This window comes from Paenibacillus sp. HB172176 (genome assembly GCF_011947265.1).
Lineage (GTDB): Bacteria > Bacillota > Bacilli > Paenibacillales > Paenibacillaceae > Pristimantibacillus.
In genome coordinates, this window is sequence record NZ_JAATHD010000002.1 from 175,954 (window position 1) to 197,021 (window position 21,068).

A 21,068-nucleotide genomic window follows, 5' to 3' on the forward strand; every position below is an offset into this window, starting at 1 on the left:
TATAAAATGAGGCGTAAATGCGATCTTTTCATGAATTCCCGTACAAAACTTTGATGATCGAATAAAAATACGATAAATCCAAAGAAGGTATGGTGATTTAGAAGATGATAACCAAATCGTTTTTCATACGACTGCTCTCCGGCTTTCTCATTATTATTCTCGTGATGATGTTTTTTTATCTTCTATCTACCAATTATATGAAATCCGAATACAAAGAGAGCATTATCACCTATAATCAAGATCATTTGGAAAACACGATGGAAAAGTACGAAGAAATGTTTACTTACATCCAGAATATCTTAATGGGACTGTACGCCAAACAGTCTGTTCAGACGCTTAATAAGGATTTGCGTTCTCTTCCTCCGGATTCGGCAAATATTTCATCCTTGAACGTATTAATTGTGATGGATGATCTGAATCAAGAAGTTCAAGCGCATTCACAGCTCTATTTGGAATCGATTTATTTGGTTTTGGACCATCCATCCGCAGTCATTGCTCCTGGCGGGACAAGCGAGGCTTCCATGTTGTTCAACAAGTATGCATTGTTTGACGACCAAACGGGATCTGTTTGGCAAGACTGGTTCGATCAAAGCTTTGTTTTGAAAGTTGCGCCTTCTCATTATCGAGATACGCAAACACTAGCTGTCGTTGTAAAAAACAAGCATATTCCCGACTTTTATTTCATTGCGTTTATTCATGCCGCTCATGCCTATCAGCATTTGTACGGCCAATCCTCCGATCAGCAATTTAAAATGGAGACGGAAAATTCGATTCTCTATCAAACCGGAGGATCAGACAACAAGGAAGTCTTAAACAAGGAAGACAGCTATTTATTTCATATAGAAGGAACACGAACCGGAATTACGTATTCCAGTCGAATTCCGAATACCGCGGTAGAAAAGCCGATCTCTCAAATGAATTGGGTTTTGCTATGGATTGTGCTCGGATCGGTTGCTATTAGTTTAGCCCTGTCAACTTGGGTCAGCTTGTCGATTCATGCTCCGATCAAGCGAATGCTCAGCTTCGTCAGCGGAAATCGCACACAACCGGTTTCAAGCGGAATTCGTGAATTTCAACACATTTACAATCACTTGCATAATCTTGTCCAGAAATCAAGGGAAACGGATCGATTTATTTCCGAGTCAGAGTCTCTGCTGAAGTATTACGCTTATGGCAATCAGCTTCGAGCCGTCAGCCCGGATGATTCAAGGAGCAACGCCTACCATTTCAAGGACAATCCTTTCATTGTCGTTCTCTTCAAACTGCATTTCCGCAATCCGATGCAAACCAATTTGAGAATGACATCGAACAAAGTTTCCATTTGTGAGTTTATTCGCTCGAGTCTGGATAAGCGGCAACCGGATACGCTCACCTTCCAGATGGATCAGGAGCATATTGTTTCCTTGCTGTTCACGAAGAATCCCCCTCTTGAGACCGAGAGGGGGTATCTGAACGAATTGATGCAAGCGTTGGACCTTCATGCCGACTATTTCTTAACGACAATCGGTATAAGCGCAACATACAAGCATTCATCCGATTTATTGAAGGCGTACGAGCAAACAAAAAGCTTGGTCAGTCAGCGAACGCTTGGCGAGTCCGTCCAATTTTTCACAAAGAAGATGAAGAAAAATGTTCTATGGATCAATCCTGTGCAAGAACAGTTTTTAATGAATTACGTGACGTACCATAAACGGGATGACGCGCTCTCTTGGATAAAACAGCAGCTAACAAGAATGGAAAGCCAAGAGTCGTCCATCGAGCAAATCATCGATTTCACCCGTTTGGTCATGAGAAAGCTCAAGTCTTGCTTGCCCCAAGCGCGTTGGGAGGACGAACTATTCACATCATTCGAACGATCAATCCCTTACTGCTTCACTTATGACGAGTTTGTTCGCCTATTGGAGCAGCTATTGGAGGAGGTCTTAGCCCATTTGAATCCCGTTCAGGAGATCCAGCATCAGGACAGGACGGTTCAACAGGTTATTCACTATATGCATGAAAACTACAAGGAGGATATCTCGCTGGAGTCGATTTCGCAGCAATATAACATATCCAAAAGCTATTTCTCTACCCTGTTCAAAGAGAACACCGGCAATAACTTCAAGGATTATCTCAATCGAATTCGGGTAGATCAGGCCAAGCTTATGCTGCGAACGACCGAATTGAAGATCAGAGAAATAACGGAGCGAGTAGGATACTCGGATCCGACGCCGTTTATTCGTATTTTCAAAAAATATGTGGGAACAACCCCTACAGAATACCGGGATATTCATTTCGAATCCAATGTTTCGGATTCTATATCCAAGCTAGATTAAAAGAAGGGCGGTAATCAAATGAAATTTTTTCTATTAACCGATTTGGAGGGCCCTGCCGGGGTCGAAAAATTCACGGAAACTCGCACAAACGATGTCAAAGCCAAGTCAAAATCCATGAAACAACTAGCATTAGAGGTGAATGCGTGTATGGAAGGAATTCGAGAAATGGATCCCGCTGCCGAAATCATCGTATGGGATGGACATGGTCCGGGAGGATTAATCGGACAAACGATTACAGGCGGGCAACTTATCCCGAACACGGTCAAAGACAAGCCTTATTGGAACCTGCGGGATTTCGACGCGGTGCTGTTTGTCGGCCAGCATGCGATGGCTGGAGCGTTCCATGCTCCCTTATGCCATACCTATTCCTCTACTGGAATTGCCTATTACAAATTAAATGGTATATTTGTCGGCGAGTTCGGATGTCGGGCGCTGGCTGCGGGCTTGCAAGGCGTTCCGGTTATCTTCCTGTCCGGTGACGACAAAGCCGTGCTGGAAGCCAAAGCATTGATTCCTAACATGGAAACAGTCGCCGTGAAGCAAGGCACAGGTCTGGAATCCGCCATTCACCTGGACTCGGAAGAAGCTTGCCGGCTTATTCGGGAAGGCGCTTATCGTTCGGTAGCCAGAATGAAGGAGATCGAGCCGTTCACTGCCTTCGCTCCCCCCTATTCGCTTGAAATAAGATTTTTCGAGCCCTTTCACCACGATACATTTGGCTTTGATTCCGGAGCGCAAGTTGTGGACAGCAGAACCATCCTTTACCGCTCAGACGATCTGAGCAGCTTTCCCATTTAAGAGAAGGCTGACCGGCATACTTGCCGGTCAGCCTTTGTAGCTGTATATGAACTGCAAGGGCATACGACGAGCTTATGAAAATTATAAAACGCTCAACCGCAGCTCATAAAAGTATTGCACAATGGGATGCTTCAGCTTCATTTTTTCCGCTAAGTTTATTATTCGTTTCCGCCCCATTCGTTTATCGATCAAGGCTAAAATGTTCAACAAGATATCCTGACTCTCCAGGCTCTTCTCTAACGGAGCAGACAAGAACGCCGTAGCCGCAGTCCTAAAATCCGATTTGCACAGCTCTGCCTGTGCAGTCATCAGCTCTTTGGCGAGCTTTGCTTTTTTTCTGCTCTCCGCAATGATGCGCAGCCGCTCCTCCGGAACGGGTCCTTTCATTTCTTTCCGAACGGCTTCTATATCTTCATTCCCGATCCCAATCCGAATAGCCGGATCATTCTTGATATCTTGCTCAGACTGGTACCACTTGATTATATTGGACGCATCATTCATATTGAGAATCTTTCGTTTATCTACCGTAAGATAGCATTGTCCCGCTTTGCCGGGCAAATAGCGGTAGCTGGTTGAGCCGTATTCCACTTTTCCAATTAACCCCGGATACAGAAAGCTCTCCAGATTCTGCTTCAGTTTGCTCCAAGCCATGAAGTCCTCCTATATACGCTGTTTGTTCGTTTGAGTCCTATACATCTCTGAAAATGAAGCCAACATGTCTCTGCTTGTTAGGCCGTTCATTTTTATTTGACTTCGGCTTCTTTCCCCCAACCTCACCGTTAGGCGGAAGATTATTCAGGGACACTTCCATGCCGGTAAGGCCTAATGCTTCTTTCAAGAAAATCTTGCCTTTAAGCATACCTTCTGTGACCTCTCCAAAGTTCGAAAAAGCCCCTGAATGTTTAACGGAATAATTTACTTTATTCTTCTCCAATTTTCACACCTCGTTTGTAGAATTTAAAAGGCTGGAAGCTTCATACCTGTCTCAAGCAAACTCTTCAAGTTACTGAGAATGACCGGCCATCCCGTATTAAATCCATCCATCTTGCCATTATCCTCGCGAATATCCTTCTCCAGCAGATCCTCGTGCAGGAGCTTTAATTTCATGGTTTGTTCGAGCGCAGTCAGCTCAAAAGTAACCTTCGAGAATCGTTCACTCTCTCCGTCCTTGACACTCCAAGTCATAGAAAGCATTCGATAAGGATCGCTCACAAGAACCACGCCATGATGCTCGATCTTGTCCTTAATCATAAGCTTGAACTCAGAACCTTCTTGCCAGTCTGAAATAATTTCCCGTCCGAAAAAGTATTGCTTGGTGAACTCGCCATTTGTTAATGCAGCCCATAGCTTCTCTGGCGTCGTAGCGATGTAAGTCGTGTACACGAATGATGCTTTATTCATGCTTAGAATCCTCCTCCAATGCTTGCTTCAGATTGTGTAAAGCTTCGATTCGGTGACGATCAAACTTGCCGATCCAACGTTCATAAATTTCTCCGATAGGCACCGGGTTTAAATAATGGAGCTTCTCGCGGCCATGCCACACGACAGTCACAAGGTTCGCTTCTTCCAGCAGCAACAAATGCTTGGTCACAGCCTGCCTGCTCATTGTCATTTGAGCACAAAGCTCAGATAAGGACTGGCCATTATTCGCGAACAAGATGTCTAGCAATTGTCTGCGCGTTCCATCCGCAAGTGCTTTGAATAGTTTGTCCATACGCTTATTATATGCAACTTTATGGTTGCATGTAAAGCGAAAAATAAAAAGCTGGTTATTTCAATCCAGCTTTCAATCGCAATTCTTTGTATCCATGGAAATATTGCCATCCATCATACTATGCCTTCACTGCATCGATAATTAGAGACACGAAGCCTAATTGCTCTCCCTGATTTCTGTGATCGAAGCGTTTCGAACGTTACTCCCCGCATATTTAGGCATATCTGCCGAACGATCTGTATACAAATAAAAGAAAAGCGTAAGGAGTGATTCTCATATGGACAAGCCGTCAAACCCAATCGCAAATGATATCGCCTATGTAGAAGGCTCGATTGACTCCATGGAAAGCCGCGAAGAAGTGATTCGGCAAGTGAAACTGGCAATCGTCGAAAGAGGATTTGTCACCTGCAAAATATGCAACGAGCCGATTACTGAGCAAGATAATCTGCAAATTCTTATCTACCCCGTCAGCGGCAACAATGGCATTGCCGTCCCGATTCACAGGGAGCATGCGGAATCCGCGCATTAATTAGCAAAACGGACTATCGAGCAATATGATTTCGTTTGCAATCCCATCTAACCGAGCCTTTCCACCAAGCGGCAAGAGCAGCTTAGGATCTGTATGTCCGAAGTCGAAGTCTACGACTATTGGAAGCTGGGAAGCTCTGAATTCCTTTTGCGCCAAATCGAGAATGATCTGGTTAAGCTCCGCTTTCTCCGCTTCCGTATAGTCCTTCGCTCTTCCGAAGATCATGCCGTTCACGCGCGAAAAAATACCCTGCATGCCATAATTTCGCAGCATATACCCGACTTGTCTTGGCGATGGCTTCTCTTCCGAGGTCTCAAAGAACAGGATTTTGCTCTCCCAGAACGATTCGTTCGGCCAGTACTTTGTCGCCTTCATGAATTCCAGCACCTCGATGCATCCGCCCCACAAGCTCCCTTCCGCAACAGCGCTTCTTTGCAGGATGGTCCAAGCGGCAGATGGTTCATCTGCGCCAGTCCGGCCATAACCGACGGACCGTAGAAGGTCGTCATGCCCAGTTGATTCAGGTAATCTCCACCACCTCGAAGCCCAGCACCTCTTGGAGATTGCGGAGTCCCAGCTCATAAGTATCGGGGAACAAATGCGGCAATCCGCTCGAAGGCGAAATAATGGCTATTTTGGATCCAGGCTTCATTCGTTTCGGATTCATTATCTGTCACGCCTCCCTTTTTCGCATTCCATCATACATTTCACTTGGGTTATTGCACCTTCGCCTCTAGTCCTCCCAAACAGAAGCTTCATCCTACCAATCTAACATGTATCGCAACAGAAGGCGACTTTTGTTCGCGAAACCTATAGTGAAGGCTGGAAGCTTATTATGTTTCCTTAAGCGGACATGAGAGCCTTTATTGGAGTAAAAAACGGAGTTTATTCATTTTGACGGACACAGGTGCCGCTATTTCCTCAAAAAAAGCTTAAAAACAGCTGTTTTTTCGAAAATAACGTTATCTGTGTCCGCGAATTCGTTAAAATAGCTCAATTTGCGAAAATTGCGCATCTATGGTCCGCTGCAGTAGTAAATCGAAGCAGTGCCAGAGGTTTGCTCTAATGTCGATTGCAATAATAGTCCGTTCCAGCAGATTGGCGATAGCAAGAGAGAGCAGCTTCTCCGAATAGTCAACGCTGCTTATTCTTCGGGCTCCCCGTCACCAAAGCCACGGGGATACGGAAGGTATGACGCCGCTTGCTGTTAAACCGCGAAGAATGGAGAGCACGCCTACGGCTATCGCCGTGACGGTTCCGGCTCTGTACATCAGCCTTCTCCATTTCTTGCTGGCGAAAGCCGTAATGGAGGCTGCCGCAGCCAGCGCCGGGAATGTCGATAAGCCGAATAACGCCATGATAAGCGCGCCCTCCATCGTAGAGCCGGATGAGGCCGCGTTCATCTGCATGGCATAGGTAAGTCCGCAGGGCATGAAGCCGAAGGCAATGCCTGTAACGATGAGGTGCAAGGCTTCCCTTGATCGTTTAGAAGGAGGAGCATTACTGCCCAGAGTATCGCTGGCGGTCACCGAAACATTCCCCCGGGTACCGTCGGCGCCTCCCGCTTTCCCACCATGTGTACCGTCAACGCCTTCCGCTTCCCCATCTCGTGTACCTTCGGCAGCCTTCACTGCCGCTATTGCAAGCCTGTCTCTATTGCTTCTCCCGTCTCTGCCTCTTCCGCCCGCTCCACTGCGCATGACCAGCCCGCGATGCAGCAGCACAGTTAGCTTATGGATGAATGGCAGTTGGAATCTTCGCCAAAGCCAGAGCAGTACAAAGCAGCCTCCGATAATCGAGGCCAGTCCTCTTACGCCGGCCAGCTTGCCGGCGACATCCAGGAAGGAACCTGCCGTTCCCATTACCGCTCCCATGACGGTATAGGACAGAATCCTTCCGCCATTGTAGAGCAGCATTGAACTTCGAGCGGTAACCGTTGTTTGCATCGATACCGCCGACACAATTCCTCCGCACATTCCAATGCAATGCGGCGCGCTGAAGAGTCCGGTTAAGATGATGAGCGCGACACCGTTCCAGTTCGTCAGCAATGTTCATTCCTCCCTTCTTCAAGGCGAACGAAGTCAGCAAGAATGGCAAGCATGCCTTGAACAGACTTCCTCCCGCTTACTCCCGCTCGATCTCTTCGGTTCGCTCAAGCTGCCTCTTCAATCGAATCGCGTTGCCGACAACGGAAACCGAGCTCAGCGCCATTGCCGTCCCGGCCATCCAAGGCTCCAACAGGCCGATGGCAGCGAAAGGAATAATGACTGCATTGTACAGGAATGCGAAGACGAGATTCTGTCTGATATTGCGAATCGTCATGCGGCTCATGCGGATCGCCTCCGGGATTGCCATCAGTCTTGGGAACAATAGCGTGATATGCCCTGCCGACAAAGCCGCCTCGGTGCCATCGCCCATCGCGATCCCTACATCGGCGGCGGCAAGCGCGGGAGCGTCGTTCCAGCCGTCGCCCACCATTGCTACGCCTTGCCCCTTTTTCTTAATCGACTCTACTAACGCGAGCTTGCTCTCCGGCAGCATGGAAGCGCGCACCTTCGTGATTCCGACTATTCTTGCCAGAGACACCGCGGCGGCTTCATGGTCGCCCGTAGCGATCATTGGCGATACTCCCAATTGCCGAACGGCGGCAATCATCCTACCGGAGCATCGTTTCACCGTGTCGGAGAAGCTGAGCACGCCGATGCACTGCTTATCTCTTGCCAGGTATAGGACCGTCTCTCCTAATCGTTCTCTGCCGACAGCTGCCGCCCGAATCTCGCTGGCAATCCGGCAGCCCTGCTCTTCGACGAAGCTTGCATTGCCCAGTACGCAGTGTTGACCTCGAATTCGGCCTTCGACACCTCTTCCGGAGGTATAGGTGAGTCCTTCGGCATCAGTCGCAACGATGCCCGAACGCCTTGCCGCCTCCTTCACAGCCCGCGCCAGACCATGCTCGGAATCGGCTTCGAGACTGGCCGCCAGCCGGATCAAAGCCGCTCTGCCGCCCTCTGCCGCATGAGTGAACGCAAGCCTCGGCTTGCCCTCCGTCAAGGTTCCCGTTTTGTCCAGAATAATCGTGCCGACAGAAGCAAGCCGTTCCACAGCCTTGCCATCCTTGGCAATGATGCCCCGCTTCGCCATGCGTCCCGAAGCGATAATGAGCGATATCGGAGCGGCAAGGCCGATCGCGCAGGGACAGGCCGCCAGCAGCACCGCTATGGCGCACACAACGCCTTTGGCCCAATTGCCTGGATCAACCAACAGACCCCACAGCAATAAGGTTGCAAGCGACAGCAGAAGCATCAGAGGAACGAACCAGGCCGCCGCTTTATCCACATGCGTCTGAAGGGAGGATTTCGATCGATGTCCCTGCTTCACAAGCTCCTGTACACGATTAAGCATCGTGTCATGTCCAGCGGCGGTTGTCTCGATCCTTAGCTTACCCGAACCGTTAAGCGTCCCTGCCCATACCATCGCTCCAGCTTGCTTGGGCACCGGCGCGCTCTCGCCCGTCAGCAGCGCTTCCTCGACGCTCGATTCCCCTTGTCGCACAAGTCCGTCAATCGGAATAATGCTGTCGCGCTCAACCAGCACCATATCTCCCTTGCGCACAAACTCCGCTCGAATTTCCGATTGCACGCCCGCTCTTTCCACGACAGCGTATGGCGCTTGAAGCCTGCCATAGCCGGCAGAGTCGTCTGAGGCTTTCACGGCTGCGGAGGTTTCGATGTATTTGCCCAGCAGCACTACTGTAATTACGACGGCAGAGGTTTCGAAATACAAAGGGAGAGAGGCATGCTCCGCCAAGGACTGCCCGGTAAGCCCGTAACGAAACACCAAATAATGGCTGTATAAATAAGCGGCGGTTGTGCCCAGCACGACCAGCACATCCATGTTGGCGCTTCTCCCTCGCAGGGCGTAATAGGCGCCGAAATAAAAAGGCATGCCGATGACGAATTGAATGACGGTGGCAAGGCCAAGCTGCAGCCATGGATGGAGCAGCCATGCGGGAAGCTGCTCATAAGCGGGCTCAAACGCGGTCCAATGCTGCAGCATCCCGAGCAGAAGCGGCAGCGTCAGCAGGATCGCGGCGAGAAGACGCCATCGCAAGACAGACCGCTCGCGCCTTATCCCATCTTCGGCTGACTCGTTCAACATCGCTTGGAAGCCGAGCTGATTGACCCGATCCGCCAGCTTCTCCAGCGTAATTGCCGGCGAAGCGGCTTGCACCCATGCCGTTCGCAACGGGAAAGAGACGGCGGCCTCCTCGACCCCGTCCATTCTAAGCAACGCCTTCTCTATTCGAGCCGCGCATGCGGCGCAGCTCATGCCTTGTACAGTAAGGTCCAGCTCGATTCCCCTATGGTTAAGATCAGATCTCCAATCTGAAGCTCGTTCTACATTCATCCATGCTCCCCCCATCCTGCGGACAGAGCTTGGACTCTAGACGTTCGCAAGCCTGTACCTCCGCTCTATACTATATGAGCGGCGGCGCACTTGCATGAATGCAATTAATCCCGTTCATAGATGGAGCCGATCCGGCTTGCGAACAGCTCCGTATACACCTTCTCGGCATAAGAGTCGGTCATGCCCGCGATATAATCGGCGACGAGCCTCTCCCATGGCCATTCCTTGCGCTGGCGGTCGTAGGTTTCTACCCAATCGGGCGGAAGCAGCAGTCTGCCCGTATCATAATGCTGCAGCGAATCCCACAGCCGCATCAGCATATTCTCGCTGCGCTTCTGCAGCCGCTGTACCCTGAAATCCTTGATCAGGGTTACCCATGCGAGCTTTTTCAAAATTTCAAGCGTCCGCAGCAGCTCCAGATCCTCCGCGCCGTCCTTCACGAACGTGACGCGTTTCCAGCCGGTCTTCGCGTCGTCGATAATGCCAACCCCATTCGCGAAACGGCTTACCCATCTCGCCTTCATTTCTCTTCTCGTGCGCGAGGTCTCCCTGCCATACTGCACATAGACCGATTTCCATTGCAGGTAATAGCTCTCGAGCACCCGCTTCACCATTTCCTTCATATTGGTGCGCTCCCATTGCACCGCTTGCAGGCTCGCGGGATCATGTATAATTTCATGCACGACGCCGTTTACCAGCCGTTCATCCTCGAAGAAATCCTCACTGAGGATGATTTTGCCGGCGCGGATGCCGTCCTCGATATCATGCGTGGAGTATGCAATGTCGTCGCATAGATCCATGAGCTGCGCCTCGAGAGTCGAGCAGCCCTTCGGCATATCCCACTGCTCGCGGAGCTCGTTTATGCCGGCCCACTCCATCTCATACACGCCTTTCATCCGTCCCGGATCGCTTAGAGAGAACGGATATTTATTAATCGCAAGCAGCACCGCGGCGGACAGATCCAATCCGCGATCGCTGCCTGCCCGCTTCTCAAGAAACATAAGAATGCGGAAGTTCTGTGCGTTGCCTTCATAAGGAATACCGAATCTCTCGCGCAGAACGCGGTTCAGCACCTCCTCGCCTTTGTGACCGAAGGGAGGATGACCGAGATCATGCGCCAGAGCGGCGCATTCGACCACTTCGGGAACCAGCATGAGGCCCGGATGGGCCTTCTGCGTCAGCAGCGGATACGTCTTGGCGAGCCTTCTCGCCACCTCACGCGCAATCTGGGACACCTCAATCGAATGCGTCAGCCTGGTGCGGTAGTAATCGCCAGAGCCCGCGCCGAACACTTGCGATTTGCCTTGCAATCTGCGGAAAGCGGGGGACTGAATAAGCCGCGCGTAATCCTTCTCGTATTCATCGCGATCCTCGCTGGATTGCGAATTATTCTTGTCATGCAGCCTAAGCTTTCGTATATTCATCCGCCATCACCTTTTCGTATTCGCTGCAGCGCAGCTATTTGAAAAAAGCAACGCGAAAGCCGAATATCGGGCTTCGCGTCGCCTTGAGCTTTCTCATGCCGTTCCGAAGGTAACGCCGACGTTCTGCAGCAGCTTTCGATAAGCAATGCTCAGCCGGTCGCACCTTAGATGAAGCTCCGCCTGCAAATCCAGCGGCAGCAGCTCCGGTTTTTGATTCTCCACAATGAGCCGATCCTGCTCCAGCAGAATGTCCTGGAAGGAAACGAAGGTCTCATTGGGCTCGTCGAGCGCGTAATTGCGCTCCATAATCATGAATGCCGTGCTCTTCTCCTTGCTGTGGGGAAGCACGAACAGATAGAGATGGAAGACATCCTCCGAGCCTTGAATTCGTTTCGTGAGCGATACGCTCATGGGATGGTAAATATGATACGTGTAGAAGGTCGTCACGCCAAAGCCTCTTCCATCGGGATCGGGCTGATAGACTTCGATTTCATCGGTTCGAAGCGCCCCGTTGATCTCATGTACGCGATAGTCATTAATTTCCGCATGCTCGCTGTCGCCCAGCAAGCCTTCATGCACATACATCAGATGCGAGACATCAAGGAAATTCTCGACCACTCTGGGAGCTGCGGCCGCTACTTCATAGGGTCCCATATACACCTGAGCGAAATCCGCCCGCAAGCCTTCCGTTCCGATTGTCGGCACAGGATCAATAGGCTCGCCGACGCACATCCATACTATACCATATGCTTCCTGACAAGCATAGGACACTGTCTTTGCTTTGGACGGAATCGCCGCCCCTTCAGGAAGCGAAGGGATATGGACGCATTTCCCGTCCGAATCGTAACACCAACCGTGATAGGCGCACACGAGCCTATCTCCCTTCACCTTGCCGAGCGACAGCGGAACGCCCCGATGGATGCAGAGATCACGCAGAGCGTGAACGCCGCGGGCAGTGCGGAACACCGCCGCGCGAACGCCCAGCACTTCTACGGAGATCGGCTGATCCCCCAAGGAGGAAGAGAGAGCAACGGGATGCCATAATGCGCTGAGAACGGGATCCATTTCCTGCATGGGGTTCAGTCCTTTCCTGATGCTTGCGAATACGAGCCGGCTTCACCCGGCTATTGATAATAAACCGCTGCGGCTGCTTATTGCGGAATGCTGCCCTTCACGCCTTTGACGAAATAATCCATAACGAGTATATCCTCAAGCGACAAGGCCGCTCCTTCCGCCACCTTCTCCGCTCCGGACTGGTCGTACACAGGACCGCTGAACACTTGGAAATTGCCATCGATAATGTCCTTCTTCTTCGCGTTGACAAGATCCTGCACCTCTTGAGGCACATTTTTGCCGAATGGCGCAATATCGACCATGCCCTCCTTGAAGCCGCCGTAATACGAGCCCGACTTCCATGTTCCGTCGATAACGCTTTGAATGACCTCGGTGTAATACGGCCCCCAGTCCAGAACGGGATTCGTTACATAAGTCTCCGGCGCATAGCTGTTCATGTCGGAATCATTGCCCATGCCCCATACGCCTCTCTCCTGCGCCGCTTGAATGCCGGCCGGAGAATCCTGATAGTTGGCCAGCACATCCACGCCTTGGTCGAGCAGCGATATAGCGGCTTGACGCTCGGTCGCCGGATCGAACCACGTGTTGCTCCATATGACGGATATCTCTACATCCGGATTGACGCTTTGGGCCCCCAGCGTGAACGCGTTAATCGTATAGATTACCTCGGGAATCGGGAACGCGCCGACATAGCCGATCTTGTTATCCTTGGTCAGCTTCCCTGCCGCGATGCCGGCCAGATAACCGGATTCGAAGCCCTTGCCTTGATAGGTGCCCATGTTCTCCGCCGTCTTGTAGCCCGTCGCATGCATGAAGATGACCTTTGGATATTTCTGCGCGACATTGTACATGGAATCCATATAACCGAAGCTTGTTCCGAAAATAATATCGTTATCCTGCGCCAGCTCCTCGAAAACTCGCTCCGCATCCGGTCCTTCCGGCACATTCTCGACGACGGTCGCTTTTATGCCGAATTTCTCTTCAATGACCTTTCTTGCCTTGTCATGCTCGAAGGTCCAGCCGCCGTCTCCAGGTACGCCGATATAGACGAAAGCGACCTTCGGCAGCTCCTTCTCCGGAGTCGGCTCTGCCGAGGCTTCTCCTGAAGGGGATGTCGTCGTGGCGTTTGAAGCTGACGGGGAAGGCTCATTGTTGTTCTGCGTGGAGGCTTGCGAGCATGCGCTCATAACGGACAATACGAGAATAATCATGGCTAGATACATCTTCTTCATCTGGTTTTTCCCCTCTCCTGTTTCTCTCTTTGTTTTTCGCAGCAGCGATTGACAGCGCGAATAATGCCTCCATAGCCCGTACATCGGCACAGATTGCCCGATAATCCTTCACGAATGTGCTCGATTGTCGGATTTGGCGTCTCATCGAGCAGCGCCTTGACGGAAATAATCATGCCCGGCGTGCAATAGCCGCACTGGAAGCCTCCTTCCTCCATAAAGGCTTGCTGAATGCCGTGAGCGTCTTCTCCCGCCACGCCTTCAATCGTCGTGATGGCCTTGCCATTGCTTTGAAACGCCATCACCAGACAGGAATTGACGAGCTTGCCGTCCATCAGCACCATGCAGGCTCCGCATCGGCCAAGCTCGCAGGAGATTTTCGTGCCGGTAAGCCCAAGCTTTTCTCGAAGCAGGCTCAGCAGCCTTTCTGACGGACGCGCGACCAATTCCACCTCCTCTCCGTTTACGAGGCTTCGCCATCTGTACTCGCTCATGCTCAGTCAACCCCTTCCCCCTCGAAGGCGAACGTGCCGATAAGGTCTTCCCTCCGAATCGGCAGCCTGTCGATTCGTTTGCCGATGGCATGCTGCACCGCCGCGGTTATTGCCGGAGCGAGCGCTACCGAGCCAACCTCCCCGACGCCGCGCGGGCCGTACGGATCATCCTGCGGCAAATCCTCGATCGCATGAAGCGTGAAGCTCCCGGCAATGTCGGCGATCGCAGGAATGAGGTAGGTGTCGAAATTTTCGGTTGCATAAAGGCCATCCTTCATCACCGCATCCTCCGACAGCGTGAAGCCTTGCGCCATGACGCTCGCCCCTTCGATCTGGCCGATATAGCCCATTGGATTCACCGCAGGTCCGGCCGCCACCGCATGATGCTTATCCAGCACGCGCACCGTTCCGGTCAGCGTGTTCACTTCCACCTCAACCGCGACGGCAGTCGCGGTGTATAAGAAGTGGCCGCCGAACACCTCATCCGGCGTAACAGGAAATTCGAACCTCGTTTCGAACACGAGCTTCTCCTTCGCTCGCTTGGCCAGCTCTTTATAGGTGATGAGCGGACCGGACTCAGACTTCTCCGATCCCGCTTCTCGACCTTCGCCATCCGCATGAGGCCAAGCGGCATCCATTCGGCGCTCAAGCGGCTTTCGCCATATCCCTCCAACCCCTGTCTCCAGCTCATCAATCGTTATCCCAATCGCTTCTCCAGCCAGCTCCAGAAGCTTGCCGCTCAGCGTCGGGTGCAGCTTCTTCAGCGCGAGATAGGCCACCGTTGTGGAACGGGAGGCGGTGCTGGAGCCGCTATGCGGCGCGAGGTCGGTATCGCCGATTACGATTCGCAGATCTTCTCTGGCGCAGCCGAACAGCTCGATCAGCATAATTTCCAGCGTGGCAACTACGCCTTGCCCGAATTCCTCGAAGGAAAACGCCGCTTCGAGCTTTCCCTGCGCATTGAGACCGAGCCGTCCTCCGCCAGGATCGGGAATGCCGAAGCCAAGACCGGAACCGTGCATCGCCAGCGCCGCGCCGATTCCGCGCTTGATCCACGGCTCCGCTGCCGCGTTCGCTTGCGGCAGCTCCTCTCTCCGCCTCCACAGCTCCGAATCCGCTATGGATTGCCATACCAGCCGCAAGCCGTCATTGTATTGAATCCGTTGCCCGAGAGGTCCCGGATCCTGCGGCTCCCGGCTATTGAGCCTGCGGAATTGCCAAGGATCCATGCCAGCGGCCGCCGCCAATCGTTCCATCTGGCTTTCCACCGCGAAGATCGCCTGATTGCCGCCAAAGCCTCTGAATTCGCCCGACACGCCGTTGTTCGTGAAGACCGATACTCCCTCGACATCGATATGGGGAATACGGTAAGGACCCATGGCATGCTCTGTCGCGAATTGAAGCACCGGAGCTCCAAGTGTGGAGTATGCGCCGGTATCTGCGATAATTCTCGCGTAATGGGCGATAAGCCTGCCGTTCTTGTCAATTCCGGTCTTCATCGTAAGCTTCATGGGATGCCGCTTCAGCCCTGCGCGCACGGACTCTCTTCGCGAGTTGTGCATCTTCACGGGCATCCCCGATTTGAGAGCGAGCAAGGCGCCGTATGGCTGTACATTGAGCTCATCCTTGCCGCCGAACGAACCTCCGATCGGCGAAGAAATGACGCGAATCCGCTCCTCGGGAAGCGCCAATATGCGGGCTAGCTGCATCCGATCCTTGAAGCCGTGCTGCGTAGCGGCATAGACGGTCAGCCTCTGATTCGCTTCCACCACGAACAAGCCGCCTTCGGTTTCCATATACGCATGCATCTGCTTGGGCGTGCAATACGTATGCTCCACGATATGGGCGCAATCCGAGAAGGCCGTTTCCGCATTCCCTTTCTTGTAGCTGGTGCGATGCAGCACATTGCCGTCCGGATGCAGCAGCGGCGCCTCGGGAAGCAATGCCCGTTCCGGATCATCCACTATCGGAATCGGCTCATACTCGACGCGAATAAGCGACAGCGCATGCAGGGCTTGCTCCGCGCTCTCTGCGGCTACCGCCGCCACCGCATCGCCGACATAACGGACCCGATCCTCGCATAGCACCGGTTGATCGGGATTGATAATACCGAAGCGATTAAGTCCCGGCACATCCTTGAACGTAATGACCGCCTTCACGCCCGGAGCCTTCTCCGCCAGCTCGGTATCGATGCCCATAATGAACGCATGCGCATGCTCGCTCCGCAGCACCTTGCCGCACAGCATATTCGGCAGCGTCAGATCGGTCAGGTAACGCAGCTTCCCCGTTACCTTCTCTTCCCCGTCCGGTCTGCGATGCCATCGGGGCCCTGCAGCGTTCCTATTCATCAGCATGGCTCCCGCCTCCTTATGACAGATGAATCTTCCGCGTTTGTCGCCGGCAGACTTTCGGTCCCTGGCGCAGCTAACCTTTGCCCTTAAGCAGCTTCCACAGCCTTGCCGTAATCAGATTGGCGGAAGCCTCCTTCCGGTATTCCCCATCCGCGAACAAATCCTCCGCGGCCCGATATTGCCGCTTGATGAGGCCGTGCACCACGCCCAGCATGTCGCTGCTGAGCTGCGAGCCCCTAAGCGCTGCCTCGGCATCGGTCAAGCGCTCGGGCATTGCCGAGCCTCCGCCAGCGGAGAGCATAATCTCGCTGATCACGCCGTCAGCGTCTCTCGATCCTCTCGCGGCAACCGTCACAAGCGATGGAGCAAATGCTTCGCGTCTGCCCAGCTTCTCGTAGTATTCGAAGCTTTCTCCACCCCGTTCCGCGTCCGGCAGCTTCTGCAGAGGAACCAACACACGGCAGATCAGATCATCCCCCTTGCGTCCTTCCTCATCCTGACTTAACCAGTCTCGAAGCGGGATCGTATGCCATGAAGTGTCGCGGTAGACGATCAGCTCCGCATCCAGCGCCAGCAAGGCAGGAAGCGAATCGCCGATCCGGCTCGCGATATTGCCGCCAATCGTTGCCAAATTGCGTACGGACGGCGCCGCGATTCCATCCAGCGCCTTCCGAAGCAACGGAACATGCGCGTTCAGAATACCGTTATTCCGGCAGTCGCTGAGCGTAGTCGCCGCGCCGACGCTAAGCTTGCCATCGACGATAGAAATCCCGTTCATTTCGCGAATGCCCTCGAGGGATATCATGATCTTCGTCATCGGCCTGACCCCGTTCTCCCACAAGGTTCTCAGCAGCGTCCCGCCGGAGACGTAGCCGGCAAGGGGGCCATATCTTCGTTTCAGATGCCACGCTTCCTCGATAAGATCGGGCAGAAGCACCTCCGGATATTTTTCATCCTCCCTTTGCTCCATCGCCATACCCGAGCACCTCCTTGTCTGTATAACCGGGACTGCATCTTTCAAGAACGCTGTATAAGTTGAATCATTAATCGTTCGACTGCTGCATCGCGGCTGAATCGGTTTTATTGCTATCGCTGCTCTCTTACATAGGGAACGCCAAGTGCCTTCGGCTCAATGGAAGGCTTGTTCCGGTTTCGCCAACCGGCCAGTATGAGCACGAGAATGGTGACGACATAAGGAATCATTTTCAGGAAATAAGAAGGAATGCCGCTGTCCGTCAGCTGCATGCGGAAGCCAAGCGCATCCAGTCCGCCGAACAAGCAGGCGCCTCCGAGGGCGTAAAGCGGGTTCCAGCCTGCGAGAATAATGAGCGCAATCGCGATCCAGCCTCTGCCCGCCGTCATGCCTTCAATCCAATTAGGCGAATAGGCCATGATGAGATAACAGCCCGCAACACCCATCAGCATCGCCCCGGCCGCTACATGCGCATAGCGCGTCCTGACAACCGATATGCCCATCACATCCGAGGTGGCCGGGCTGTCTCCAACCGCTCTCAGATGCAAGCCCCAAGAGGTTTTGTACATATAGGCGTAGAGGACTGCAACAAGCGCGATGCCGCACCATACGAAAATATCCATATGGGCGAGAATTCGTCCCGCGAACGGGATCGGCTCCAGCCAGCCGAGCTCCAGCTTGGGGACGGAGACGGGAAGCGGAACTCCGGCAATAGGTTTGCCGAGATAGGCGCTAAGTCCGGTACCGAACAAGGTAAGCGACAAGCCGCTCACGATTTGATTGGCCCTCAGCGTTACGACCAGAAAGGCATGAAGCAGTCCAATGCCGCCGGCTGCCAGGACGGAGGCCAGCACGGACAGCCCCAAGCTGCCGGTATGGTGGAAGGCGAGACCGGCTGCAACGGCTCCAATCAGCATCGTTCCCTCCGTCCCGAGGAAGATGACGCCCGAACGCTCGCATAGAATTCCGCCGAGAACGGCGAACAGCAGCGGCGCGCCGGAAGACAGGGCAGCGATGATCAAATTCGAATAGAAATCCACCCTTGCCACCTTCCTTCCTCCAGCAGTCGTCTATCCATTGCTCATTCCCGCCTTTCGCTTCAATCGAAATTTTGACAGCATCTCTCCTCCGATCAAGCAGATCAGAATCATGCCCTGCAGCATAAGCGAGATGGACGAAGGCAATCCGATGGTCTGCACGCTGAAGCCGCCAACGATTAATCCGCCTACGAAGATTGAAGTGACAACCATCGCCCACGGATTCAGCTTCGCCAGCCAGGCGACGATAATGGCGGTATAGCCATAGCCTGGAGAGATGCCGTACATTAACCGGTGCGCCACGCCGGACACCTCGCTCATTCCCGCAAGCCCGGCCAGCCCTCCGCTAATCATCATAACAAGCAGGATATGCCTGTTGATGCGAATGCCTCCATACCTCGCCGCATTCGGATTGGCGCCCAGCACCTTCATCTCATAGCCCCATCGCGTCTTGGCGAACAAGAAGGCAAAGACGGCGACGGCAGCCAAGGCGAAGAGGAGACCAACATGCAAGCGGGAGCTTCCGAAGGTCAGCAACTGCTGATCCAGTGAGAAGATCGGCGTTCCCGGGAAGTTGAAGCCCTTCGGATCGCGCCATGGACCGTAGACCAGATAGTCCAGAAGCAGCAGCGCGATATAATTGAGCATCAGGGAGGATATAAGCTCATTGACTCCGAAGTACGTTCGCGGAACGGCCGTCAGCAAGCCCCATACCGCTCCCGCCGCCATTCCCGCGATCATCATGACGGGTATGTACAGCTCGCCGGGCAGGTTTGGCAAATAGATTGTCACAGCAGTCGCCGCAATCGCGCCCGCGACCAGCTGCCCTTCCGCGCCGATATTCCAGATCGAGATGCGATAAGCGACCGCGACGCCAAGTCCGCAAAGCAAGAGCGGTATTGCCTTCACCAATGTTTCGCTAATGCCGAAGGACGACCCGAAGGCGCCTTGCAGCATTTTTCCGTAGACTGTCAAAGGATTCATGCCGTTCAAAGCGATAAACACAGCGCAGATCAGCAACGCGACCGCGATCGAAGCAAGCGGCATCCACCAGCCTCCGCCCTTCTTCAGCGGATCATAGTGCAGACTGAATGGCATAACAGCTCTTCGCAACCGCCCGAAAGCACCATTTTCAAGCGTATGAGGGGGCAATTCCGTCGATATTTCCCGCTTCATGCCATGGCCTCCTCCGCTTCATTCAATCCCGCCATCAAACGGCCGATTCGCTCCTTGTCCGCTTCTCTGCGCGATGCTTCTCCCGCCAATTCGCCGTTGTACAAGACAAGTATGCGATCCGATAACAGCATGATTTCATCCAGATCCTCGGAGATGAGGAGAATTCCGGCAGAGCCGTCTCTGAGCGCGACGAGATGCCGATGCACAGCTTCCGCAGCGCCTACATCAAGACCTTGCGTGGGGTGAACCGCGACCATCAGCTTCGGCTGCTGATCGATCTCTCTGGCTAGCAGGAGCTTCTGCTGATTGCCGCCGGAGAGCTGCCTTACCGCACCGCTCTGATCGATCGCGCGGATATCGAATTGCTCAAGGAGCCCGTTCGACCATTTCGCGTTGCTTCGCTTTCGCAGCAGCCCGTACCGGAAACGCTCCTTTCCGCGATAGGACTTCAGCATAAGATTGTCCACAATCCCCAGATCTCCGGCGAGTCCGCTCTTCATCCGATCCTCCGGAATATGAGCCATTCCGCGATCGATAAGCGCTCTGATGCTTGCGCCATCCGCATTCTTGCCTTCATAGACCATGCTTCCGCCCGACCATGGACGGAGACCCGTCAGCGCTTCCGCGAGCTCCTTCTGTCCATTGCCCGCAACGCCGGCGACACCTACAATCTCGCCGGCCCTAACGCTAAAGCTTATTCGCTTCAATGCGAGATGGCCCTGATCGGATTTCACCTCCATATGTGCCGCTTCCATCATCGTTCGCCCCGGCGATCCCGAATTCACGGTCACGCCTTCACCCGGCTCCCTGCCGATCATCAGCTCCGCGAGCTGCCTCGCATTCGTATCCGCGCAATTGACCGATGCAATCATCCTTCCTCTGCGCATGACCGAGATGCGATCCGCAACCGCCATGACTTCCTTCAGCTTATGCGTTGTGATCACCATAGTTTTGCCTGCCTTCTTCAGCTCTCTGAGCGTGTGGAACAGCATGTCGGCTTCGCCGGGCGCAAGCACGGAGGTCGGTTCGTCCAGCAAAATAATTTCCGCCCCGCGATACAAGGTTTTCACGATTTCCACCCGCTGCTGCTCGCCTGCGGACAAGGTCCAGATCGGCATGTCCAGACAGACTGACAACCCGTATCGATCGCAAATCCCGGACACCTGCGCCAGCTTTCGCTTGCGCCAGGCAGAGCCTCGCCACCATTCGTTTTTTTCGCCAAGTATGATATTCTCCAGCGCAGTCAGTGTCGGCACCAGGCGAAAATTCTGATGCACCATTCCAATGCCGTGACGATGGGCGTCCTTGGGCGAACGAATTCGGCATGCTTTTCCGAATAACGAGATATCGCCTTCATCCGCGCGATAGATACCCGATAGAAGACTCATAACGGTGCTCTTTCCCGCGCCGTTTTCTCCCAGCAAAGCATGAATCTCTCCTTTGCGCACCGAGAAATCGACATGATCATTCGCGAAAGCTTTTCCGAATTTTTTGACAATTCCAGTCATTTCAATCGCCATATGGGACATTTCGCCCTCCTCCTTCCG

Annotated in this window: 20 protein-coding genes and 1 pseudogene; 3 read left to right on the forward strand and 18 right to left on the reverse strand. The window is 53.2% G+C overall.

The window, feature by feature from the left end:
* The first annotated feature begins 104 nt into the window (after positions 1-104).
* Both HFP08_RS03125 and HFP08_RS03130 read left to right on the forward strand, forming a co-directional pair.
* Positions 105-2,315, forward strand: coding sequence for a helix-turn-helix domain-containing protein (locus HFP08_RS03125; RefSeq protein ID WP_168119057.1), 2,211 nt, complete (start codon positions 105-107; stop codon positions 2,313-2,315).
* 18 nt (positions 2,316-2,333) lie between these two features.
* On the forward strand, positions 2,334-3,113 hold the full coding sequence (locus tag HFP08_RS03130; RefSeq protein WP_168119058.1) for a M55 family metallopeptidase: 780 nt from the start codon (positions 2,334-2,336) through the stop codon (positions 3,111-3,113).
* 81 nt (positions 3,114-3,194) lie between these two features.
* On the opposite strand, the gene HFP08_RS03135 is transcribed toward HFP08_RS03130, so the two are convergent.
* The 5 genes and pseudogenes from HFP08_RS03135 to HFP08_RS03155 all read right to left on the reverse strand — a co-directional run.
* The gene (locus HFP08_RS03135) at positions 3,195-3,764 is read right to left on the reverse strand and encodes an SF0329 family protein (RefSeq protein ID WP_168119059.1); all 570 of its coding nucleotides are present in this window, start codon (positions 3,762-3,764) and stop codon (positions 3,195-3,197) included.
* 37 nt (positions 3,765-3,801) lie between these two features.
* Complete coding sequence (locus HFP08_RS03140; RefSeq protein ID WP_168119060.1) at positions 3,802-4,047, reverse strand: cupin domain-containing protein; 246 nt, start codon at positions 4,045-4,047, stop codon at positions 3,802-3,804.
* Between the two features lie 23 nt (positions 4,048-4,070).
* Positions 4,071-4,514 (reverse strand): SRPBCC family protein, encoded by a 444-nt coding sequence (locus HFP08_RS03145; protein ID WP_168119061.1) that lies wholly within the window; start codon positions 4,512-4,514, stop codon positions 4,071-4,073.
* Positions 4,507-4,827: an ArsR/SmtB family transcription factor gene (locus HFP08_RS03150; protein ID WP_168119062.1), complete on the reverse strand. Its 321-nt coding sequence runs from the start codon at positions 4,825-4,827 to the stop codon at positions 4,507-4,509. The genes HFP08_RS03145 and HFP08_RS03150 overlap by 8 nt, the downstream gene beginning before the upstream one ends.
* A gap of 118 nt (positions 4,828-4,945) precedes the next feature.
* Positions 4,946-5,026, reverse strand: a pseudogene (locus HFP08_RS03155) (class I SAM-dependent methyltransferase); the annotation flags it as partial.
* A 78-nt stretch (positions 5,027-5,104) separates the two neighbouring features.
* On the opposite strand from HFP08_RS03155, the gene HFP08_RS03160 reads away from it, so the two are divergent.
* Positions 5,105-5,356 carry a hypothetical protein gene (locus HFP08_RS03160; protein WP_168119063.1) on the forward strand — a complete coding sequence of 84 codons (252 nt, stop codon included), beginning with the start codon at positions 5,105-5,107 and terminating at the stop codon, positions 5,354-5,356.
* On the opposite strand, the gene HFP08_RS29150 is transcribed toward HFP08_RS03160, so the two are convergent.
* The 13 genes from HFP08_RS29150 to HFP08_RS03220 form a co-directional block, all read right to left on the reverse strand.
* Positions 5,357-5,731 carry a S66 peptidase family protein gene (locus tag HFP08_RS29150; RefSeq protein WP_240941057.1) on the reverse strand — a complete coding sequence of 125 codons (375 nt, stop codon included), beginning with the start codon at positions 5,729-5,731 and terminating at the stop codon, positions 5,357-5,359.
* Between the two features lie 145 nt (positions 5,732-5,876).
* Positions 5,877-6,023, reverse strand: a complete 147-nt coding sequence (locus HFP08_RS29155; protein ID WP_240941058.1) for a hypothetical protein — start codon at positions 6,021-6,023, stop codon at positions 5,877-5,879.
* A 496-nt stretch (positions 6,024-6,519) separates the two neighbouring features.
* Positions 6,520-7,404 (reverse strand): sulfite exporter TauE/SafE family protein, encoded by an 885-nt coding sequence (locus HFP08_RS03170; protein WP_168119064.1) that lies wholly within the window; start codon positions 7,402-7,404, stop codon positions 6,520-6,522.
* 76 nt (positions 7,405-7,480) lie between these two features.
* Positions 7,481-9,763 (reverse strand): heavy metal translocating P-type ATPase, encoded by a 2,283-nt coding sequence (locus tag HFP08_RS03175; protein ID WP_168119065.1) that lies wholly within the window; start codon positions 9,761-9,763, stop codon positions 7,481-7,483.
* A gap of 104 nt (positions 9,764-9,867) precedes the next feature.
* The gene (locus tag HFP08_RS03180; RefSeq protein ID WP_168119066.1) at positions 9,868-11,187 is read right to left on the reverse strand and encodes a deoxyguanosinetriphosphate triphosphohydrolase family protein; all 1,320 of its coding nucleotides are present in this window, start codon (positions 11,185-11,187) and stop codon (positions 9,868-9,870) included.
* A 93-nt stretch (positions 11,188-11,280) separates the two neighbouring features.
* On the reverse strand, positions 11,281-12,261 hold the full coding sequence (locus tag HFP08_RS03185) for an aromatic ring-hydroxylating oxygenase subunit alpha (protein ID WP_168119067.1): 981 nt from the start codon (positions 12,259-12,261) through the stop codon (positions 11,281-11,283).
* Positions 12,262-12,338: 77 nt separating this feature from the next.
* Positions 12,339-13,493, reverse strand: coding sequence for a BMP family ABC transporter substrate-binding protein (locus HFP08_RS03190; protein WP_168119068.1), 1,155 nt, complete (start codon positions 13,491-13,493; stop codon positions 12,339-12,341).
* Positions 13,490-13,984 (reverse strand): (2Fe-2S)-binding protein, encoded by a 495-nt coding sequence (locus HFP08_RS03195; protein ID WP_206109168.1) that lies wholly within the window; start codon positions 13,982-13,984, stop codon positions 13,490-13,492. The genes HFP08_RS03190 and HFP08_RS03195 overlap by 4 nt, the downstream gene beginning before the upstream one ends.
* Positions 13,985-13,986: 2 nt before the next feature.
* Entirely contained in the window at positions 13,987-16,338 is a 2,352-nt protein-coding gene (gene pucD / locus HFP08_RS03200; RefSeq protein WP_168119069.1) for a xanthine dehydrogenase subunit D, read from the reverse strand.
* 70 nt (positions 16,339-16,408) lie between these two features.
* Positions 16,409-17,311 carry an FAD binding domain-containing protein gene (locus tag HFP08_RS03205; RefSeq protein ID WP_168119070.1) on the reverse strand — a complete coding sequence of 301 codons (903 nt, stop codon included), beginning with the start codon at positions 17,309-17,311 and terminating at the stop codon, positions 16,409-16,411.
* Positions 17,312-17,421: 110 nt separating this feature from the next.
* Positions 17,422-18,357, reverse strand: coding sequence for an ABC transporter permease (locus HFP08_RS03210; RefSeq protein WP_346768713.1), 936 nt, complete (start codon positions 18,355-18,357; stop codon positions 17,422-17,424).
* A gap of 21 nt (positions 18,358-18,378) precedes the next feature.
* Positions 18,379-19,521 (reverse strand): ABC transporter permease, encoded by a 1,143-nt coding sequence (locus HFP08_RS03215; protein ID WP_481856532.1) that lies wholly within the window; start codon positions 19,519-19,521, stop codon positions 18,379-18,381.
* The gene (locus tag HFP08_RS03220) at positions 19,518-21,050 is read right to left on the reverse strand and encodes an ABC transporter ATP-binding protein (protein ID WP_168119071.1); all 1,533 of its coding nucleotides are present in this window, start codon (positions 21,048-21,050) and stop codon (positions 19,518-19,520) included. The genes HFP08_RS03215 and HFP08_RS03220 overlap by 4 nt, the downstream gene beginning before the upstream one ends.
* Positions 21,051-21,068: the final 18 nt, after the last annotated feature.

Coding starts and splice junctions, on each gene's coding strand:
- HFP08_RS29155 (WP_240941058.1), bottom strand. CDS start 6,023: ATGAATCCGAAACGAATGAAGCCTGGATCCAAAATAGCCATTATTTCG.
- HFP08_RS03215 (WP_481856532.1), bottom strand. CDS start 19,521: ATGAAGCGGGAAATATCGACGGAATTGCCCCCTCATACGCTTGAAAAT.
- HFP08_RS03190 (WP_168119068.1), bottom strand. CDS start 13,493: ATGAAGAAGATGTATCTAGCCATGATTATTCTCGTATTGTCCGTTATG.
- pucD (WP_168119069.1), bottom strand. CDS start 16,338: ATGCTGATGAATAGGAACGCTGCAGGGCCCCGATGGCATCGCAGACCG.
- HFP08_RS03205 (WP_168119070.1), bottom strand. CDS start 17,311: ATGGCGATGGAGCAAAGGGAGGATGAAAAATATCCGGAGGTGCTTCTG.
- HFP08_RS03180 (WP_168119066.1), bottom strand. CDS start 11,187: ATGAATATACGAAAGCTTAGGCTGCATGACAAGAATAATTCGCAATCC.
- HFP08_RS03130 (WP_168119058.1), top strand. CDS start 2,334: ATGAAATTTTTTCTATTAACCGATTTGGAGGGCCCTGCCGGGGTCGAA.
- HFP08_RS03160 (WP_168119063.1), top strand. CDS start 5,105: ATGGACAAGCCGTCAAACCCAATCGCAAATGATATCGCCTATGTAGAA.
- HFP08_RS29150 (WP_240941057.1), bottom strand. CDS start 5,731: ATGAAGGCGACAAAGTACTGGCCGAACGAATCGTTCTGGGAGAGCAAA.
- HFP08_RS03135 (WP_168119059.1), bottom strand. CDS start 3,764: ATGGCTTGGAGCAAACTGAAGCAGAATCTGGAGAGCTTTCTGTATCCG.
- HFP08_RS03175 (WP_168119065.1), bottom strand. CDS start 9,763: ATGAATGTAGAACGAGCTTCAGATTGGAGATCTGATCTTAACCATAGG.
- HFP08_RS03145 (WP_168119061.1), bottom strand. CDS start 4,514: ATGAATAAAGCATCATTCGTGTACACGACTTACATCGCTACGACGCCA.
- HFP08_RS03185 (WP_168119067.1), bottom strand. CDS start 12,261: ATGCAGGAAATGGATCCCGTTCTCAGCGCATTATGGCATCCCGTTGCT.
- HFP08_RS03125 (WP_168119057.1), top strand. CDS start 105: ATGATAACCAAATCGTTTTTCATACGACTGCTCTCCGGCTTTCTCATT.
- HFP08_RS03220 (WP_168119071.1), bottom strand. CDS start 21,050: ATGTCCCATATGGCGATTGAAATGACTGGAATTGTCAAAAAATTCGGA.
- HFP08_RS03150 (WP_168119062.1), bottom strand. CDS start 4,827: ATGGACAAACTATTCAAAGCACTTGCGGATGGAACGCGCAGACAATTG.
- HFP08_RS03195 (WP_206109168.1), bottom strand. CDS start 13,984: ATGAGCGAGTACAGATGGCGAAGCCTCGTAAACGGAGAGGAGGTGGAA.